This window comes from Polaribacter sp. HaHaR_3_91 (genome assembly GCF_019278525.1).
GTDB lineage: Bacteria > Bacteroidota > Bacteroidia > Flavobacteriales > Flavobacteriaceae > Polaribacter.
The window spans coordinates 3,801,831-3,821,349 of sequence record NZ_CP058986.1 but is presented as its reverse complement, the minus strand read 5'-3'; the positions used below and the strand labels follow the sequence as shown (position 1 = coordinate 3,821,349).

Here is a 19,519-nt window from a genome sequence, read left to right as displayed (position 1 = left end):
ATTATTAAAAATTGAATCCTAAATTAACAGTTGCTCTTACTCCATCATCTCCATTAAATACAGCCACATTTGCAACTAACATATTTGCTGCGTTAAAGAAAATACCTCCTCCAGCAGAAGTGTTAAATTTAGTATTGTTAAAGGTGGTGTTTTGTTGTCCCCAAACAGTTCCGTAATCAAAACCTCCATAAATACCAATGTTTAGAGGCACAATACTTGTTTTAACTTTACTTAAAAGTAAACGAAGATCTGTAGATTGATACACTGAATTTTTTCCTGTAAAACGTTCGTTTCTATAGGCTCTTAAACCATCATTACCACCAATACTTGCTGCTTGATATAACTCATAAGAATCTCCAAAATTATAATGTCCTTTTACTTTGGTTGCAAGCACTAGTTTTCCGCTAGAAATCAATTTATAATCAAAAGAAATAGCAGGAATTAAATATCCAAAATTGTTACTGTTTTTAAGGTTAGAAGTATATCCTACTTTTAAGGATGTTTTCATTCCCATTGTTGGAAAAGCAGTATTATCTGCATTTTCAAACTGATAACCAGCTTCTGTATTTATAAATTGTTGATTGTTAAAAATGGCATTATTTGATGAGAAAGTATCACTTATAAACCTGTTAGGTGTTTGTTCTACTTTAAAGTTTTGAAAATTTACACCTACTTTTATTGTTCCATCTAAATCTCCTTTCCACTGTATAAAAGTACCAGCACTCAATTCTTTTATTTTAAGCCTGTTGTATTCTTCGTATTTAATTTCATGAGGAGCATTTAGGTTTTTAGAGTTATTCCCTAAACCAAAATAATTCATAGCAAAATTAGGACTTGTAAAACGTGCTTTTACGCCTAGATTCCAATTTTTTATAACGTTTGCAAACTCGCTAGAATAATCAAATTCAAAACCACTAGTTGCAAAATAGTAGGCAGCATTTAAGGTATGTTGAGAAGTAAATGGGTTTCTCTCAAAGCCAAAAGAAGTATATACATTAGAAACACCCAATTTTACACCGTCGTCTGCATTAAAACCAATGGTTGGAGATATAATAAACTGATTGTTTTTAAGCTTCGTGTAATCGTACACGTTCGTTTCGTAATTATCTGTTAACTTTTTACTGCCTTTGTTTGTTATAAAAGTGTTTTTCTTAGATTTAAAATCATAAATTTTTACTTTTTTACCATTTAAAATATTATAAACATCGTTGTTTTGACCGCCAATAATTCTAACTTTTATTAAGTTTTTAGCTTCGCCTTTTATTACAAAAGTGTCATCATCATCTAAACCATAAATCCAGATTTCTTTGGTGTCAGATTTCTTGTAAGTTCGTTCATGAAAAATGGTTCCTTTTTCGCCTTTTATAATTCGGTATCCAGTTATTTTTGTACCTCCATTAGGGACTCTTTCAATATCAAACCAATCATCTTTATGAGTACCTTTTATAACCTGAAATTTATTTAGATGTTGAAAATATGCATCAGAAATTTTTTGTAAATTCTTTCTTCTGACTTGTAATTTAGTTTTTATTTCTAAAACAGTATGGTCTCTTACTTCGTTAGGGAAATTAGTAAAAGCATCTTCTATAACTGCATCTGTAAGGTTGGTGGTTATTAACTTTACTTGTGCATCCCAATCGTTTTTAGTTGCTGTTGTAATTAATGCCATGTCTAAAGGATACGGAGATAAATTAAACCATTTTGGGCTGCCAATATCTTCTTTATACGATTGCATTGCACGCAATGCAGGTATTAATTTTGTGGTAATATTTAATAAAAAACCGTCACCAAAGACAGCAAAAGCTTGGTCTCTATCTCTAGGAACCGGTCTGTAAATTGTCTGTTCACCTTCTTTAAAAATAGCCCATCTCCATTGGTCTTGGTGTCTGTCCCAATCTCCAATTAACATGTCGAATAAACGTGCTTTTATGTATGCTTTTTCGTCTAAAATATGATGTTCATTTTTACTTAATTTCTTTAATAAATCATCTGTACTAATTATTTCATCTGCAAACCCAAAACTTTCTTTGTCTCCGTGGCCAGAAGCAGCTCTTTCTTCAATCATGTATAATTCACCACCAAATTCATCATTAAAATTCCCTAAACTATTTTGTTTAGGAATGTAATATAAAACAGGATTTGTATGATAAACACCAACTGCATCAGCTAATTTACCAATAGTAAAAGGTGCATATGGATGAGAACCTGTAAAAACATCATTTAACAAGCCTTCTGTAGCAGTGTTGTTAAATTGGCCTTCTATATATTGGTCTTTAAAAGCAACTGCCTGTAAATACTGAACAGCATTTTTACGTAAGGCACGCATTACATATTCTCTACCTTCTGAGTCTTCAAGTCTTAATGATTTAGATTGATGTCCGCCACCTTTTCTAACAGGCTTTAATCCGCCAAAAAGAGTGTCTAAATCTACCGTAGGTGCATTTATTTCTGTACCAAAATATTTTCTATAACGTTCTCCCCATAAAAAACGATAAATACCACTTTTTTCAACTTCCTCTTTGGTGTAAATAGATGCTTTTTTTGCTGTTATATTAGTATTAGTAAACGGAGCAAAGTTGGTGTTTTCATTGGCAGGTAAAACTTCTGTGGCGTATACAATTTTATCATCTTTTACGGTATAAAAAGCAACGTTAGACGAACCATCTTCATAAATATCTAACTTGGCAAAACCTTGCGCTCCATAAGTAAATTTTGCATTTCCTGTTAATTTGGTCGCCATTGTTTTAGAACCAGAACCACTTATTATTTGAGGTAAATTATCTTCTACAATATATTGTAGGTTATGGTCGTGACCAGAAACAAAAATCGTTTTATCATTTTCTTGAGAGAGTGTGATAATACGCTTTCTTAGTTCGTTATATTTTTTATTCTGAATATCGGTATTTGAAAGTCCAGAGGTTTCTCTAATTAAATTTTTAAGAGAACCTAAAACAGGTAGTGGACTCATGTGGCTTTTAAAAGAATATTGTCCGCCATGAGAACCGTTTGTAAACATTGGGTGGTGTAAAGCCACAATCGTTGTTTTTCCCCTTGCTTTTTTGATGAGTCCTTCAAATTCATCAAAGAATTTTTCTCTTGTTTTAATTTCACATTCATCATTTATTGTGGGCTGATTGTCCCAGTTTGTTACATACCAATGTGTATCAACAATAATTAAAACAATGTCTTCAGAAATTTTAACTTTTTCTAACGGACAACCATTATTCGGTAAAAAAGCTGATTTTCCTAATGCTTTTTCAACTAGTTTTTCTTCTCTTTTTAAGCCATCTAGACCATGATACCAATCGTGATTTCCTGGAATAAATATAGATTTTCCTTTAAATTGTTTCGCAACATTTGTTTGCGCTTCAATTCTTCTTTTTGCCAAAGGATATTTTTTAGAATCTTTATCAGGTATACCCGTTTCATAGACATTATCACCTAAAAAAAGTAAAGTAGATTCTTCTGATGCACTTTTAATGTGCTTTTTTAAATATTTTAAAGCAGGTGAATCTTCTTCTAATGTTGAGTTTCCTGCGTCTCCAATTAAATAAAAAGTATGTTCAATTTTAGAACTATCCTTTTTAATCACGCTAGGTTGGTTGTCTGCAATTTGTTTTTTTATGGTTGCGCAGGCAGAAATGCATAAAAAAAGTAAAAAGAATATGGAATATCTAAGTAGTTTCATAAGTGCTAAAATAACTATTTTAAAATTGAGTTTTTATATCGTTGCAAATCTTCTCTGGTATCTATGTCTAAGAAGTTTGTTGGTATTGTAGAACAAATAATTTCGTTTTTCTTTTTGTTGATGAATTCGTTTGCGCCTTTGTCTCCTTTTATAAGAAATATATCAGAAAAATATTTTTTAGGAAAAATTGCAGGAACACCTAATTTTTCACCATAGTTAGATGCTATAATTTTATCTTTATGTTGTTCAAATAAATGAAGCATATCTTCAATATAAGCAACATCAATAGCTGGTTGATCTGCTAATAAGATAAAAATGCCTTCAAAATTGAAATTATTTTGTTTAAAGTACTGAATGCCAGAAACGATGCTAGAGCTTAATCCATCTTCGAAATTAGTATTTTCAATAAATTGAACGTTTCTAGTGCTTACTTCTGATTTAATTTTATCAGCATTTGCGCCTAAAATACAAAATATAGTGGAAGCATAAATATGTTGTATTTTCTCTAAAGTATGTTCTAAAAGTGTTTTATTATTTACTTTTTCTAACTGTTTTATGCTATTCATTCTAGATGATTTGCCTGCAGCCAAAACTAAAACAGCAATGTTTTTCATAAATTTATGTGTTAATTTTCCCTGTTAATTTTCTTAAAGAAAAAGGCTCTTTTTTTCTAATTACAGATAGAATTTCCGCGACAATAGAAACGGCAATTTCTTCTGGGGTTTCTGCACCAATATGTAAACCTGCAGGTGTATAAATAGTTTCTAAAAATTCATCAGAAATATCTGGTACAAATTCAAAAAGCTCGTTAAACAATCGTTCCCTTCTGTTTGGAGCGCCTAAAATACCAATATATTTTGGTGTATATTCAGACAGCTTTATAACATATTTTAAATCTTGTACGTAACTATGATTCATAATTACAATAGCCGTATTTTCTTCAATATTTGTAAATTGAATAGTTTCTGTAGAATCACCATTTACCGAATTTGCTCCCGGAAAATCTTTTAATTCTTTAGAATCCTTAATACAGGTTATCACATCAATTTCCCAACCTAATGTTGCGGCTACTTTACAAAGTTTAACAGCATCGTGTTCGCCTCCAATTATAATCAACCTAAAACTAGGTTGTACTATTTGAGAGAAGATTATAACGTCTTTTTTATACTGATGATTAAATCCTTCAGAAAACGTAAATTGTTTTTTATTATGAAAAGTAATTACAGAACCAAAATTTCCAAAAGCTTCATTTTCATTGGTAAAGTAACTTGCAATATGTATGGTTTCTCTAACTGAATTTGCTTTCGAAAAATGAGTGAGAAATACATCCGTAATAAAAAAAGGTTCTATTAAAACATATAAAATACCTTCGCAGCCTAACTTATACCTACCATCGTATGTAATTACTTTTGGTTTGTTATCAGAAAAAACACTTTTAGATCTGTGTTTAATTTCCTTTTCTACACAACCACCACTCACGGCTCCAACAGAACTTAAATCTTCAGAAATTAACATGCGTACACCTGGTTTTCTATAAGAAGAACCTTCTAAATGTACTACGGTTGCCAATACATTTTTCAACCCTTTTTGTTGGTTGATGACCGCCTGATTTATAATTTCTTTAAGTTCGTGATTCATTAATAAATACTATAATTTAGGTTTAAATATAAAACTTTTGTTACTTCTTTTTTAAGTATACTAAAAATAGGGAACATTTTTGTCTTTGTAAAAAACAAGATCAACTTAAAAAGAATAACCAATAGCAAAGTTAAATACAGGTTCGTCTGCTCTAAAATCCCAACGTTTTCCTTCTTCTAAGGAAGGGTCATGAAAAGGCGCTGCCAAATCAAAACGGATTACAAACCCCTGTACATCTACTCGCAAACCAAAACCTGCTCCCATACCTAATTCATTTATAAAGTTTGACGTAAACTTATCTCTAACATTACCATCCGTATCATTAAAATCTGAATTTGAAACGGTATTCCAAACATTACCTGCATCTGCAAACACCGCTCCTTTTAAAATAGAGTAAATAGGAAAACGATATTCTAAATTTGCTTCTAAACGAACATTTCCTGTTTTATCAAAGAAAGAGCTTGTACTTTCTGAAGTTTCATCATTATAAGTTCCAGGTCCTAAAGATCTAATATTAAAAGCTCTTACACTATAAGGTCCACCTGCATAATATTGTTTTACAAATGGTATTACATCAGAATTTCCGTAAGCATAGCCATATCCAGCAAAGAATCGTGTGGCAATTGTTTGCTCTTTTTTAGAACCAAAATTATAATGATACCTTAAATCAATATCTGCTTTTGCATATTGTGCGTATTCCAAGCCTAAAAAAGTATTTGTTTCAGCTGTTTTTTTATCAAATAGACTAATAGAATTACCAGCAACATCTAGTGTAGTCTGTAAGAAAAATTGATGTTTTTTTGATGCGTTTAACATTTCATTATAAATAAATGAAAAAGTAAGTCCGCTTATAAATTGCTGATCAAAACTACTTTGTAAAAATGAATTATTATCTAAAATTTCTTGAAATTCGTCTGTAGTATTCGATAAGCGTGTATAATTTATAGAAATAGGATTAAATTCATACGTAATATATTTATTTGCATTCCATGTGTACCCAAAAATACCAGTACCAGATAAAAGTGTATACAGTTGACTTCTATTTAAATAGGTTGCGCTTAGACTGGTTTTAGTTTTGGGAGTAGAGTAGTCAAAATAATCTTTATTAATATTAAATGGAGTAATAACTCTCGGGAAAATAAGTTCACTTTTTAGGCCTAATTCTAAACTACTTAAACCAGAAGTACCACTAGTAATTTGTGTTTCGTACCCAATATTTGTACTAATGTTTAATGTTTCACCTCCTTTAAATAAGTTTCTATTGCTATAGGTTAAAGACAATTCTGGCCCCGCAAAATTATTAGATTTTGTAACGGCTTGCAGTTCTGCACGTATGGCGCGTTTTGTTAATGGTGATAAAAAAATATTGGCCTCTAAACTACCAATTGTGTCTGTTATAGAGTCTTTTAATTCTTTATATTGAATGTTTACAAACTTATAGACACCAATAGAAGAAAGTCTTCTAGCAGTATTTTTAGAGGTTGATGGGTTAAAACGTTCTCCTTCTTTTAAAGTGATAAATTCATCTAAATATTTTGGTTTAAAATAAACAGAGTCTTGGTGATAGTTTTTCCCCTGGAAACGTATGCTTTTTACAGCTGTAGAATCATTTAAATTATAATTAGGAAAAACATTGATGTTAGTGATTTGATACGGAACAGTAGATTTTTTTGGAACTTTTGCTTTCAACTTTAAAAACAAATCGAATTTTTTACTATTGCTTTTATATTGATTGGTATCTGCTTCAAAGAGTAAAAAATCTGGATTAAAATTATAATATCCGTTATTTTTTAATTCTGTATCTAAACGCAGCCTTTCTAACTTTAAACTCCCTAAATCGAAACGTTTATTTTTCTGAAATGGAGATTTTGTGGTCAATCTTTTTATCTCGTTATAAATTGGCGAAACCATACTATCTATTTTGTAGGTAGCCATTTTATAAGGAGCAGGAACTTTTAAATTATAGACAATAGCTGCTTCTTTTTTCTTTTCTTTAAAATTAGGAGCAATGGTGCTATAGAAAAACCCATAATTTTCTAGTTTGTTTCGTAAAAGGTTTTCATTTTCTAAAACGTTTATGTCTGATTGATAGACTGGTTTTTGTCCGATTTTTTTATACAACCACCTACTTAAAAAACCAGGGTTTTCTTGCTGATTTTTATAGTAATAATACAGCCCTAGATGCATTCCTAGTAGCCTTGTATTGGGTTTTGGACTTAATACAGTAACCAAATCGTCTTGTAGTTCTTTTACTTTTTCTAAGGTAGAATCGGCTTTAATAACAATGCTAGCGCCCGTATACAAACGCTTGCCTTCTGGAATGTGTTTTTTTATACCACAACCGTAAATAAAAACGAATAGTACTATTAAAAAGAGCTGTTTTGTATAGGGTGTTTTCAAAATTTATTTACTTTTTATTTTCTGAATTTTTAGTCTTATTTGTTGTTTTTAGATCATCCGTTTCCTTTGTGGTTTCACTATCTTTATTAGCACTCAAAATAGAATCCCAAAGTTGATGAAACTCATTAAACTCTTTGGTGAAAATTAATGCAATTCCACTTACAATGGTTTGTCCGTCTATCACATTTTCAAATTCACTTTTTCTAAAACCTCTAACACGGTATCTGCCATCTTCTGTAATTTTATATTCTAAACTCACATTACCAATTAAAGGCGATTTTTCTTCCGTAGAACTGCTACCTTGTATGTCTACTTCGCTACCAACTCTTACGGTTAAACGATCGTTAAATAATTTCTTCTGAGCAGCAACATCCAATTGTGTTCTATCGGTTGGTGCGTCTCCTTGGTAATCTGTAAAACTATTTAAACCAAAATCTAATTCAATACCAGAACCTCCAAGAATTTTATCAGAAAAAGAATTTAATTGTCCAGAAACAGCATCATTTAAATTGTTTTTAGCAATTGTTGCAAAACCACCAGAACTACCATCGCTACCAGCATCTGGATAAAACCTATTTAAAACTAATAAAGAAAAAACTTGCCTGTTTAATTCGTCTTCTTGTTGGTTTACTTGTTGCACACGTTCATACACCTGACCGCTAATGGCGCCTTGTTGGTCTTCTGGCATGTCTAAATTAAAAGATATTTTTGGCTGTAACAATTCTCCATCAATATTTAAATACACATTAAATGGCAATACTTGTTTGTATTTATTTTTGGTTGCTGAATCTTCTCCTGAAATTTGAGAAGCCATTAAGGTAGAGGCAGAGGTTTTTAAGGTGTAACTTGTACGGATGTCTAATTTAGCATCTAACGGGTCTCCTGCCCAAGAAATTCTACTTCCAGGAACTAAAACAAATTTTCTATCTACAACATTGTATAAGTTAAGTTCGTAATGTCCGCTAGCAACTTCATAAGCACCTGTTAAAGTTAAACGACCATTAGGATCCATTAATAAAACAAAATCACCATCACCAGAAATCTTAAAATTGTCGCCAGTTTCTTTATCTATGATAACTTTTACGGCAGCTTCTTTATCAATTTTTAAGAGCGCTTTTAAATCAAAGCCTGTAATTATAGCAATTTGTTCTTCATTTTGAGTTAAAATTGCATCCGGATTTTCTCTATTAACAAAAGCAACAACTCCTTCTCTTTCTTCTATATTTGCATAACTAGAAGGTAACACATAGGTAACATCTGTGTCTGAACCCACCACTAATTTTGCATTTAATTTAGGAACCTGTAAATTTCCAGTTAGTTTTGCATCTACATTAAAAGAGACTTTTCCGTAAAGCGATTCATTGTCTTCTTTTGTAGCGTTTAGCACTCTAAATTTATTGGCTTTAATGTCTAAATTAAAGGTAGGATTTATAAAACTCTTGGTTTTAACGGTTCCTGAAACAACTAAAGCATTTTTTTCGCCATCTAAAATGGTGAAGTTAGAGAGAGATAAACCGCTGTTATCTACACTTAAAGTTTCGTTCTGTAAGTTAAATTTTGCGTTTAGTTTGGTCACTTTAAAAGCTGCATTTGTAAAATCTAAGTTCCCTTTATATTTTGGATCTGATGTTGTGCCTGTTACTTTAAAATTTCCTGAGAGACTACCAGAAGTTTCTTTAATTTCCCCCAAAGACAGTGTGTTTAAAGCTTGCATTTTAAAGTTGTTAATGAGTAAATCTAAATTTAAGTTAGCATCATTATTATCTACAAAATAATCTCCTTTTAAATCTAAGTCTATGGCCCCTTCTTTTAAGCTAGCATTAAAATCATATTTACCATTTTCTAAAGATTTGGCATCTAAACTTAAGGTACCAAAAGCTGTTTTTAATACTTGTAATTCATTAATACTTAAATTTGCAATAATACCTGTATCACCAAAAGGTTGCTCTAAAATAAAATCACCATTTAAAGTTCCTGCTGCAATCTCTTTTTCTGGACTTAAATAATTAAAAACTTCATTTATTTCAAAATTTTTATAATTTAAGCCGATGTGATCTCCTGCTATACGGGATATTTTATCTGTAATTTCTATAGATTGATTGTTTTTACTGATTTTAAAATCAGAGAATGTGAGTTTATTATTTTCAAATACAACGGCATTTGTTTTCGGAATTTTCCATTTATTACTATTCAATAACAAACTATCTTGATCTATGGTAAACTTTAATTTATCGCTGTTTCCAGTAATTTTTGAGTTTACATTCATTAATTTCTCTCCGTCATAGAAACCTAAAAAATTAAGGGACAATTCGTTGTTTTGTTGAATTCCTGTAATAACAGTTTTTGGTACATTTAAAGGTCCTGCTTTAATTTCTTTAAAACCTAAATTAAAATTGAAATCTTCATTATCTGTAAGCATAGAAAAAGATAAACTGTCTAATTCATTATCGCTAAAATTAATGTGAGGAGCCGTAATATTGGCAGTTAGTTTTCGTTTCTTCTCTTTAAAATCGACATCAATATTTATAGTGTCTAAATCTTTTAAATTAACCAAGAAGACATCTCTTAAAAGTGGCGTTTGAGAAATTTTAGCTTTTAATTTTAAATTTACTGGACTTTTAACGGTGTCGGAAACCGTAACATCTCTATAAAAATAACTAGCAACATGACGTTGCAAAGCGTTACTAAAAGTTTGTGGATCTGTGTTTGATTCTAAATTTAAATCAATCATTTTATTTTTGATAGAAACAGCCGTTGTGTCTTTATCTACAAAGGCATTAACAGCAAAGTCTCCTACTAAAAACGTTCTGTTATTATAGACGGCTACACCATTTTTTATGTTACTTTTTAAAGTGTATTTTTTAGGGTTTCCTTTAAAGTTTAAAGAAAGTTCCATACCCGTTTTTACCTTACGCTGCATAATACTAAGTGCTTCTAAATCTGCACCAATTAGATTTAAATTAACAGTTGCTTTGGTGTTTATAGAGTCTAACGCTACATTAGCTAATAAATCTAAGTTTACATTTTTATCTTTATATGTTGAGGTAATTTTTCCGATACTATTTTTAAAATCTCCTTCTATTTGTAAGTCTCTTATTTCATACTTTTCTAACTGAAATTTAGAAATGGTAGTTTGTAGCGTGGCATCTAAATCCTGAATACTTTTACCGCTTCCTTCCGATTTTAATTGAACACTTAATTCACCAAAATTAGGATTCATTAAAAGGGTACCAACATTATAGTTTTCAATTTTTATATCCGTATTGTAGCTAATTTTTGCTTCGTTTTTAAAGTTTCCTTTAATTGTTGCAATACCTTGTGATGTATTTATTTTAGTATTTGTAACGATGTTGCTTAAAGTACCTTTTGCATTACTCGTTATTAAAATATCTTCCGGCAAATGAATCCCTAATGCTTTTTCGTCTACAATTTGTAAAAGATCATTTCGTTTTGTCTTTGCTTCAAAATTAGGAATGTTTAGTTGTAACTTATCTGGGTTTGTACTGTTTTTGATGTTTCCATCTAAAGATATTTTAGTGTAATTACCCCAATTAAGGTTGGTGTTGGCAATATTTAAATCAGCTAAAACTCCATTTATATTTACTTCACCAAAAAGTTCTTTTTTACTTAATTTGGTTACATATTCATTTTGTTTTAAACTCGGTTGAAACGTAAAAAGTTCATCTAAAAAGAGTGAGAATGACGGAATGCCTATGTTAATTTTTGTGTTTTCTGGTGATGAAATGAATTGAGAAAGTGATTTATAATTCGCATTTGCAAAACCAGCAATCATACTTTTTTTGAATGAGATTTTAAGGTCTGAAACTTTTAATTCTGTATCTGTTATTTCCGCATTTAGTGCGAGTTCCCTCAATCTAAATCCAGATTTTTCTTTAAAATTTAAAGCACTTAATTTCAAATTTGCTTTTTGGTCTTTTAATAAAATATCAGATGCTTTTAAGGTTACATCTTCTAAAACAAGTGCATTCGGATTGAACACATTTTGAACCACTTTTTCATTATTTACAAAATACTGAATCTTATTGTTTTCTAAATTGATATCATTTACTTGTACTTCAAAATCTGGCCAGTTAAATGCGATATCACTGTTTGATGTTTCTTTAACGGTTGCAGTATTTGTTGAAATTGTTTTTAAGAGAACATCAGAACTTTTAAGTTGAAGTGTGGTAAGATTTATTTTGTTTGTAGATAAATTAATTTCAGGGATTTCTGTATAAAAATCAGCAACCCTTACATCAGCAATTAATTGATCTTGTGGGTTTTCAAAATAAGCTTCAACCTTTTTAAGAGAAAGCTTATTTACAGATAAAGTGGGTAAAATACTTTCTGTAGTTGGCGTATTTGAAATTACAGGCTTTTGAATAAGTTTAATATTTGTATCAGAAAGAGAAATTTCATCAGCATTAAAAATCATTTTTTGCAAATCAACTTTATCCATATTGGCAGTTAGATTTCCAATTTTAAAATGACTGTCAATTCCTATTACATCATCTTTAAAAACAACATTAATATTTGATAAATCAATATTTCCAAGAATAATATCTACTGGCTCAGAGGTTGTTTCTTCAACAACAGGAGTTGGTTCTTCTGATGCAAATGCATCTATTAAAAACTGAAAGTTATACCCAGAAAGACTGTCTTTTCTTATAATATTGGCACGTAAACCATTCCATTCTAAATTGTCTACACCAACGGCACCTCCTTTAATCATTCCCCAAAGAGGTAGGTTTGCTTCTAACGATTTAGAGTATACCAACGTGTCTCCTTTGGTGTCTTCCACATACAAGCCTTCTAATTGCAAACCACCTTTAAAGGTTAAAAATAGCTTGTCTACAGTAATTTTAGTGTTTGTTTTATCGGTAACATAGTTTACTGCCTTATCAACAATAACACTTTGTCCCCAAGGGCTTCTAATAAAAAGTATTAAAAAACTAACAAGAATGATTAGTCCTAAAAAAACTCGTAAGAATCTTCTTAAAAATCGATATTTTTTATTCTTTATTTTTTTAGACACTATAACTGACAATTTTAGTTATGCAAATGTAACTTGCTAATTTTATTCAAATTGTCCTAATATCATAAATTTTTGACTCTTTTGCTAAAACTGAACGATTTCATGTTTTAATAAACCTGATTTAAAAAAAGTTTTTTCTGTATTTAAGTAAGATTGATGTTCTAAGCGTTTAAATTAGACGATTTCTGTTTCTATAATAATGTCACTTTGTAACGTTTTGTGAACAGGACATTTTGCTGCAATTTCTTTTAAACGTTGCGTTTGTTTTTCGTCTAGATTGCCAACAAACTTTAATTTCTTCTTTAAATGATCAAAACGAGTTGGTTTATCTACAGCAATCTCTAAATCGTCACTATGTTTTTTAGAATAGGTAATATATACAAAGACTTCTTGTAAATCCCACTTTTTACGCTCTGCATACATTTTTAAAGTCATTACAGTACAAGCAGCCAAACCTGCACTTAAAAAATCATAGGGAGAAGGACCAAAATCATCACCACCAATATTTGCAGGTTCATCAGCAATAAAAGCATGTTTTTTAGTCTGAATAGAAGTTGTAAAATTGTCTTCTAATAAGTTTAAATGTCCAACCAACTGTTCACCTTCGGTAGAAATCATATTGTTCTCTTCAGACTCAAAATAACGTTCTACCCAAGTACCAATCATATTACCAACATAAATGCTATCTTTTGATTTTGATAATAAATGATCTGCACCATCTAAACTTACAAAACTTTTTGGATGCATTGCATTGTGATAAATTTTCTCAGCATTTTCTATACCAACCACGGTATCAAAAGGAGCGTGCATTACCAAGATTGGTTTGCGTAAATTTTTAATAATTTTAGGTAAATCTGTTTTACTAAAATCGTTTACAAAATCTTGGTTTATTTTAAAAGGACGACCTCCAATTTTTACTTCTATATCTCCTTTTTCTGGAATTTCTGCTGTTCCATGAGAAAATAAGTGAGTTACATGTCCAACAGTTGCAGGGGCGCCAACAGTGGCAACCGCTTTTATGTTTTCTAATTTTGATGCTGCAACAATAACTGCAGCTCCTCCTAAAGAATGACCAACTAATAATGACGGTGCTTTGTAGTTTTTTTCTAAAAAAGCATTAACCGCTAATAAATCTTCTACGTTGGCAGAAAAATGACTTTCTGCAAATTCACCTTCACTTCTTCCTAAACCTGTAAAATCGAAACGTAAAACCCCAAAACCGTGATTAGATAAAGAACGACTGATGTTTTTTACAGCATTAAAATTACTATTACAAGAAAAACAATGTGCAAAAATGGCAAATTGATTCGGTTTTTCATTTGCAGGTAATTCTAAATAGGCTTGTAATTTTAAGCCTTTTTTATTTTCAATTTCTAATCTAACGGTATTCATTTTTTTTGTTTTTTAGGTAGTCGGAATAAGGTGAGCAACTTTACGTTTGTCTATCTTTTCCGAGAATTGTTGTAATAAAAATATCAATTTAGGGTTGATGTAATTTTGACAAAAAGGTTTATCAGGATTTGATTGATAATAATTCTGAAATTCTTCTGTATTCGGTTTAAACTCTTTAAATGTTAATGCTTTTGTAATAATTCTATCTTTAAAATTGACTTGTAATTCTTCAATTATTTTTAAGCTATCTTCTTTTTGTTGACTAGAAAAATAATAAATAGCAGAACGATATTTCGTTCTCATAGAATGATTACTTGTGCTTTTATGCGTTAATAAATGAATTTCAATCAATGTTTTTAAATTGATTTTATCAGTATTAAAATGAACGATTACTGCCTCTGAAAAACTATTATTTGTTTCTGTTGATGCAACCCAACCTTGTTCCACTTTTTCTACACCAATTAGAGTTTGAAAAACGGCTTCTGTACACCAATGACAACCACCACCAAAAGCAATTTTGGTTAATTCCATTGTAATTGCTTTCTTTCTGTCCAGTATGCATCAGGAGAAACTTTTAAAGAATTTAAAGTTTCAATTTCATCAGCAGATAAGGTGAAAGAATTCATTTCTAAATTCTGTTTCAATTGATCAATAGAACTTGCCCCACTTAAAACAATACTTCCTGGAATTGTTTGCTCGCAATATTTTAGAGAAATAGCATCTACACCAACGGTATGTTTTTTAGCTAAGTTTTCCAAAGTAGTATACATTTTAGCATAATGAGGATAGCTTTCATTCTTAAAAACTCTTCCATTTGCCAAAGCTTCTTTAATTACAATCGATTTATTTTGACGAACTAATTCCCCTGAAATTTCTATTAAACTTTGATCTAAAAAATTATAGGTAACCTGAAATAAATCAAAAACGGGTTCTCCATCAACTAAAACTTCTAACGCTTTTTTTATTACTTCAACTTGGTTGGTTCCCGTTGTGGTCAATCCTATTTTTAGGTTGTGTTCCTTTTTTAAGAAAGCCAATTGTTTTAAAACTTCTACATTTTCTAAAACACCTGTTTCTAAAGTTGCAGAATGAATTTGGTACACTTTTAAATAGGGCAGCAGCTGTTTAGAGAAATTCCATTGCTCATTTAATTTAGACAAACTATGTTCTTTTACTTCATGCACCGTAGCGTTAGCATCAAAATTTGCGGTGTAGGTATACCCCCATTTTGTGGTAATTTCAATAGTGTTGTCGTTTTTAGTCTGAACCCATTCTAAGACTAATTCTTCTGCCAAACCATAACCAGGAGCAGTATCAAAATAACGAATTCCTAAATTATATGCTTTTTCTAAAACGTTAAAACTTTGTTTTCTAAATTCCGCTAAGTTGGAGTTGTCACAGTTTTCTGTACGAACATTAATGTATTGTGGTCTTCCTAAAGCGGCTGTTCCTAATCCTAATTGCATTTTTTTAATTTTTTTAGATCCTTCAGGTTTTAGAAAACTGAAGGGCCTTTTATTAGATAATTTTTTTATGAACTACAAGATAACATAGAACAACCTACTTTATTTCTTGCCCATTCTGGTCTTTTTGCAAACCATTTTTCGTTCTCTGGTTGTTCTGCGTATGGATTTTTCAAGAGTTGAAATAATTCATCAATTAAAGCGTAATTTCCGTTATCTGCTTCATCAATTGCTAGTTGAGACATATAATTTCTAAGCACATATTTAGGATTTACCAAATCCATTTGTTCTTTTCTTTCTTCGGATGAAATTCGTTCTATAGCAAGTCTATCCGCATATTTTTTAAACCAAGTATTCCATCTGTTCTCTACTTCTTTAGAAATGTTTTCTAAATCGTAAAAAGCATTTTCTACCAATTTGAAACCTGATTTTTCCTCCGTAAAATTACTTAAATTTCTAAAGAAAATAGTCATGTCTGTTTCTACCAATTGTAAATTATCTTCTAATTCTTGTATCAATTTTAAATCGTCTTCATCCGAAGAAACCAAGCCTAACTTCGATTTCATCATCTGTAAAGATTGTATTTCAAAATCGATTTTATATTGCTCTAAAATAGCATTTAAAGGGTCTACTTCTTCAATTATTGGATATAAAGCATTTGCTAGTTGATACAAATTCCACAAACCAATATTTGGTTGATTTCCGTATCTATATCGTTTATGCTGACTGTCGGTTGTGTTCGGAGTCCAGCCAAAATCGAAGCCTTCTAGCCAACCATAAGGTCCAAAATCTATGGTTAAACCAAGAATCGACATGTTATCAGTATTCATTACTCCGTGTACAAAACCAACACGTTGCCAATGAATAATCATGGCTAAAGTACGTTCTGAAACTTCCTTAAAAAACTGAATATAACTTTCTTTAGATGGTTTTCCTAAATGCGCAAAATGATGTTTAATGGTATAATCCATTAAACTTTTTAAGTTTTTAAGGTCTTTTCTAGCAGCAAAAATTTCGAAACTACCAAAACGTAAAAACGAAGGAGAAATTCTAGAAACAATGGCACCTTTTTCATAAGCCGGATTTCCATCATATAAAACATCTCGCATTACTGAATCGCCAGACAAACTTAAAGACAAAGATCTTGTGGTTGGCACGTTTAAATGAAACATTGCCTCGGCACACAAATATTCTCTAACGGATGAACGTAAAACCGCCAAACCATCTGCAGTTCTAGAATACGGCGTTTCGCCAGCTCCTTTTAATTGTACTTTCCAGTTTTTAGTATTGTGTTCAACTTCAAACAAATTAATAGCTCTTCCGTCGCCTAATTGTCCTGCCCAATTACCAAATTGATGTCCTGCATAACACATAGCATACGGTCTTGTATTTGGATAAATTTCGTTACCGGTTACAATATTTTTAAAAAACTCTGATTTTACATCTTCTTCAGAAATACCTAATTCAGTAACCATTTCTTGTGAAACGTGTAATACTTCTGGTTTTGCAGTTTTCTTTGGATTTGTATAAGAAAAAGCAGCATTTTCTACTTGTCTTCTTGAGTTTTCCAAGTTAACATCCGAAGGTAATTCTGCCGTAAAAGTGTCTTTTATGTTTAGGTTCATCATATTGTATCTATCCATTTTAGAAGGTCTTTATCAGAAGGATTTCTTAACTTTTTATTGTTAATCGTAATTGTAGGAAAATTTAGTTTTCTATTTTCATACAAGTTACGTAATTCCTCTGCATTTTCTGCAGACTTTTCTATATCTAAAAACGCGTAATCTAAATTACGCGTTTCTAAAAATGTTTTATAATATTGAGTTTTATGGCATCTTTCTGTGCCAAATAATTTAATCATCTTATTTTAAAAAACTTCTAATTCCGTAACTAGCTAAAACGCCTTCACCAGTTGCTGCTGCTACTTGTGCAATTGCGCCTTCTCTACAATCTCCAGCAGCAAAAATTCCATCAACAGAAGTTTGTGCCAATGCTGTAGTTTGTATAAAACCTCTTTTGTCTAAAGCTACAATTCCTTTAAAAGATTGTGTGTTTGGTATTAATCCGATAAAAATAAAGACACCATCTGCTTCTAATAAAGACTCTTCGTTTGTATCATTGTCTTTTACTTTTAATGCTTTAAATAATTCTTTTTCATCAGAAATAAATTCTAAAGATGTTTTATTCATATACGTAGAAATATTATCGATACTTGCCAATTTCTCTACATAGGTTTCAGATGCAGAAAAGTTTTCTGAACGATGTACTATTTTTACACTTTTACAAAAACCAGCTAAAAAGATACCTTCTTCTAAGGCAGAATTTCCACCACCAATTACAATAATATCTTTATCTCTATAAAAAGCACCGTCGCAGGTTGCACAAAAATGGATACCAGAACCAATTAATTCCTCTTCATTAGGGATGCCTAATTTTCTGTACGTAGAACCTGTTGATAAGACAACAGACTTTCCTAAATAGGTAGTTCCTTTTGTTTCTATTGAAAATAAATTATCCTTTTTTTCAATACCAACAACTTCTTCTCCCGTTTTAATAATAGCTCCGTAGGTTTTGGCTTGATCTTCCATCTTTTCCATTAATTTTGGACCAGAAATAGAGGTAAAACCAGGGTAGTTTTCAATTTTTTCTGTTAAAAAGGCGTTTCCACCAATGGTGGATTTTTCTAAAATTAACGTATCAAAACGATCTCTTTGCGCATAAATAGATGTTGTTAAACCAGCAGCACCACCACCAATAATAATGGTGTCAAAAACTTTATGTTCTTTTTCTACATTGATAGAAAGAAGTTCTGTTAATTTTACATTATCTGGGTTTGTGTATGGTACATCATCAATTAAAACCGTAGGAATAATACGTTTTCCGTTGTTAATTTCTTCTACTTTTTTTGTTGCCCAATCGTATTGATCTACATCAACAAAATCGAAATTGATACCATTATCGGTTAAAAAGCTTTTTGCTCTTCTACAATCTGGACACCAATCTGCACCAAATAACTGAACGTTACCAACTTCGTTGATTCCTAAAACTGAAGCTAATTCTACGTTGTTAGGGTTTGTGTATGATTTTTCTCTAATTATAAGTGTAGGAATAATACGTTTACCGTTGTTAATAGCTTCTACTTTTGCAGTTGCTTCCTTATCTAAATCTACATCCACAAAAGTAAAATCTATGTTGTTTTCTTTTAAATACGTTTTTGCTCTTCTGCAATCTGGACACCAATCTGCGCCGTATAGTAAAATTTCAGTCATTTTTTTATTGATTATAAATAGGCTTTAGATTAACTACTATCTAAAAGCTATTTTATTAGTTTAATTTATCTGCATGTAATTTTCTCAATTTAGCTAATTTTGGCTCAATAACAAAACTACAATACCCTTGTTGTGTATTTTCTCTATAATAATTTTGATGTTCTTCCGTTGCTTTATAAAAAATAGGTAAAGCACTTAACTCAGTTACTATCTTGTCATTATAATAATCTTGAATCTGTTTTAAAACTTCCGAAGCTATTTTTTGTTGATTTTCATCATGATAAAAAACCACAGATCTATATTGAGTTCCTCTATCTGCTCCTTGTTGATTTAAGGTTGTAGGATCGTGCGTTGTCATAAAAATAACTAAAATATCTTCATACGAAATTACATTTGCATCATACGTTATTTGAATTACTTCTGCATGACCTGTTAAGCCAGAGCAAATTTCTCTGTAGGTTGGTTCTCCAGGAACGTTACCACCTGCATAACCAGAAACTACTTTTTCTACACCTTTTACTTCTTGAAACACAGCTTCTGTACACCAAAAACAGCCACCTCCTAAAGTAGCAACTTGTAAATTTATATTCATTTATATTTTCTTTGTCATTAAGAGGAAAAATGAAGAAGTAAT

Annotated in this window: 12 protein-coding genes; all 12 read right to left on the bottom strand. The window is 30.9% G+C overall.

The genetic code is table 11. The features are described 5' to 3' along the window. Positions 1-4 precede the first annotated feature (4 nt). Positions 5-3,688 carry a metallophosphoesterase gene (locus H0I27_RS15890; protein WP_218731624.1) on the bottom strand — a complete coding sequence of 1,228 codons (3,684 nt, stop codon included), beginning with the start codon at positions 3,686-3,688 and terminating at the stop codon, positions 5-7. Positions 3,689-3,702: 14 nt separating this feature from the next. Next, complete coding sequence (locus tag H0I27_RS15885) at positions 3,703-4,302, bottom strand: NTP transferase domain-containing protein (protein ID WP_218731623.1); 600 nt, start codon at positions 4,300-4,302, stop codon at positions 3,703-3,705. A 4-nt stretch (positions 4,303-4,306) separates the two neighbouring features. Continuing rightward, positions 4,307-5,326: an XdhC family protein gene (locus tag H0I27_RS15880; protein ID WP_218731622.1), complete on the bottom strand. Its 1,020-nt coding sequence runs from the start codon at positions 5,324-5,326 to the stop codon at positions 4,307-4,309. 105 nt (positions 5,327-5,431) lie between these two features. After that, positions 5,432-7,726: a BamA/TamA family outer membrane protein gene (locus H0I27_RS15875; RefSeq protein WP_218731621.1), complete on the bottom strand. Its 2,295-nt coding sequence runs from the start codon at positions 7,724-7,726 to the stop codon at positions 5,432-5,434. 7 nt (positions 7,727-7,733) lie between these two features. After that, on the bottom strand, positions 7,734-12,761 hold the full coding sequence (locus tag H0I27_RS15870) for a translocation/assembly module TamB domain-containing protein (RefSeq protein ID WP_254713103.1): 5,028 nt from the start codon (positions 12,759-12,761) through the stop codon (positions 7,734-7,736). Positions 12,762-12,935: 174 nt separating this feature from the next. Next, entirely contained in the window at positions 12,936-14,153 is a 1,218-nt protein-coding gene (locus H0I27_RS15865) for a bifunctional alpha/beta hydrolase/OsmC family protein (RefSeq protein WP_218731620.1), read from the bottom strand. Between the two features lie 12 nt (positions 14,154-14,165). Further along, positions 14,166-14,684, bottom strand: coding sequence for a peptide-methionine (S)-S-oxide reductase (locus tag H0I27_RS15860; RefSeq protein WP_218731619.1), 519 nt, complete (start codon positions 14,682-14,684; stop codon positions 14,166-14,168). After that, on the bottom strand, positions 14,675-15,619 hold the full coding sequence (locus H0I27_RS15855; protein ID WP_218731618.1) for an aldo/keto reductase: 945 nt from the start codon (positions 15,617-15,619) through the stop codon (positions 14,675-14,677). The genes H0I27_RS15860 and H0I27_RS15855 overlap by 10 nt, the downstream gene beginning before the upstream one ends. 65 nt (positions 15,620-15,684) lie before the next feature. After that, entirely contained in the window at positions 15,685-17,241 is a 1,557-nt protein-coding gene (locus H0I27_RS15850; RefSeq protein ID WP_218733932.1) for a YdiU family protein, read from the bottom strand. Further along, positions 17,241-17,477 (bottom strand): glutaredoxin domain-containing protein, encoded by a 237-nt coding sequence (locus H0I27_RS15845; RefSeq protein WP_218731617.1) that lies wholly within the window; start codon positions 17,475-17,477, stop codon positions 17,241-17,243. The genes H0I27_RS15850 and H0I27_RS15845 overlap by 1 nt, the downstream gene beginning before the upstream one ends. A gap of 1 nt (position 17,478) precedes the next feature. Next, complete coding sequence (locus tag H0I27_RS15840; protein ID WP_218731616.1) at positions 17,479-18,885, bottom strand: FAD-dependent oxidoreductase; 1,407 nt, start codon at positions 18,883-18,885, stop codon at positions 17,479-17,481. Between the two features lie 55 nt (positions 18,886-18,940). Beyond that, entirely contained in the window at positions 18,941-19,477 is a 537-nt protein-coding gene (gene msrA, locus H0I27_RS15835; protein ID WP_218731615.1) for a peptide-methionine (S)-S-oxide reductase MsrA, read from the bottom strand. Positions 19,478-19,519 lie beyond the last annotated feature (42 nt).

Bases quoted from the DNA above. Each gene is read 5' to 3' on its own strand.
- H0I27_RS15890 (WP_218731624.1), bottom strand. From the start codon at position 3,688: ATGAAACTACTTAGATATTCCATATTCTTTTTACTTTTTTTATGCATT.
- H0I27_RS15885 (WP_218731623.1), bottom strand. From the start codon at position 4,302: ATGAAAAACATTGCTGTTTTAGTTTTGGCTGCAGGCAAATCATCTAGA.
- H0I27_RS15880 (WP_218731622.1), bottom strand. From the start codon at position 5,326: ATGAATCACGAACTTAAAGAAATTATAAATCAGGCGGTCATCAACCAA.
- H0I27_RS15865 (WP_218731620.1), bottom strand. From the start codon at position 14,153: ATGAATACCGTTAGATTAGAAATTGAAAATAAAAAAGGCTTAAAATTA.
- H0I27_RS15860 (WP_218731619.1), bottom strand. From the start codon at position 14,684: ATGGAATTAACCAAAATTGCTTTTGGTGGTGGTTGTCATTGGTGTACA.
- H0I27_RS15855 (WP_218731618.1), bottom strand. From the start codon at position 15,619: ATGCAATTAGGATTAGGAACAGCCGCTTTAGGAAGACCACAATACATT.
- H0I27_RS15850 (WP_218733932.1), bottom strand. From the start codon at position 17,241: ATGAACCTAAACATAAAAGACACTTTTACGGCAGAATTACCTTCGGAT.
- H0I27_RS15845 (WP_218731617.1), bottom strand. From the start codon at position 17,477: ATGATTAAATTATTTGGCACAGAAAGATGCCATAAAACTCAATATTAT.
- H0I27_RS15840 (WP_218731616.1), bottom strand. From the start codon at position 18,885: ATGACTGAAATTTTACTATACGGCGCAGATTGGTGTCCAGATTGCAGA.
- msrA (WP_218731615.1), bottom strand. From the start codon at position 19,477: ATGAATATAAATTTACAAGTTGCTACTTTAGGAGGTGGCTGTTTTTGG.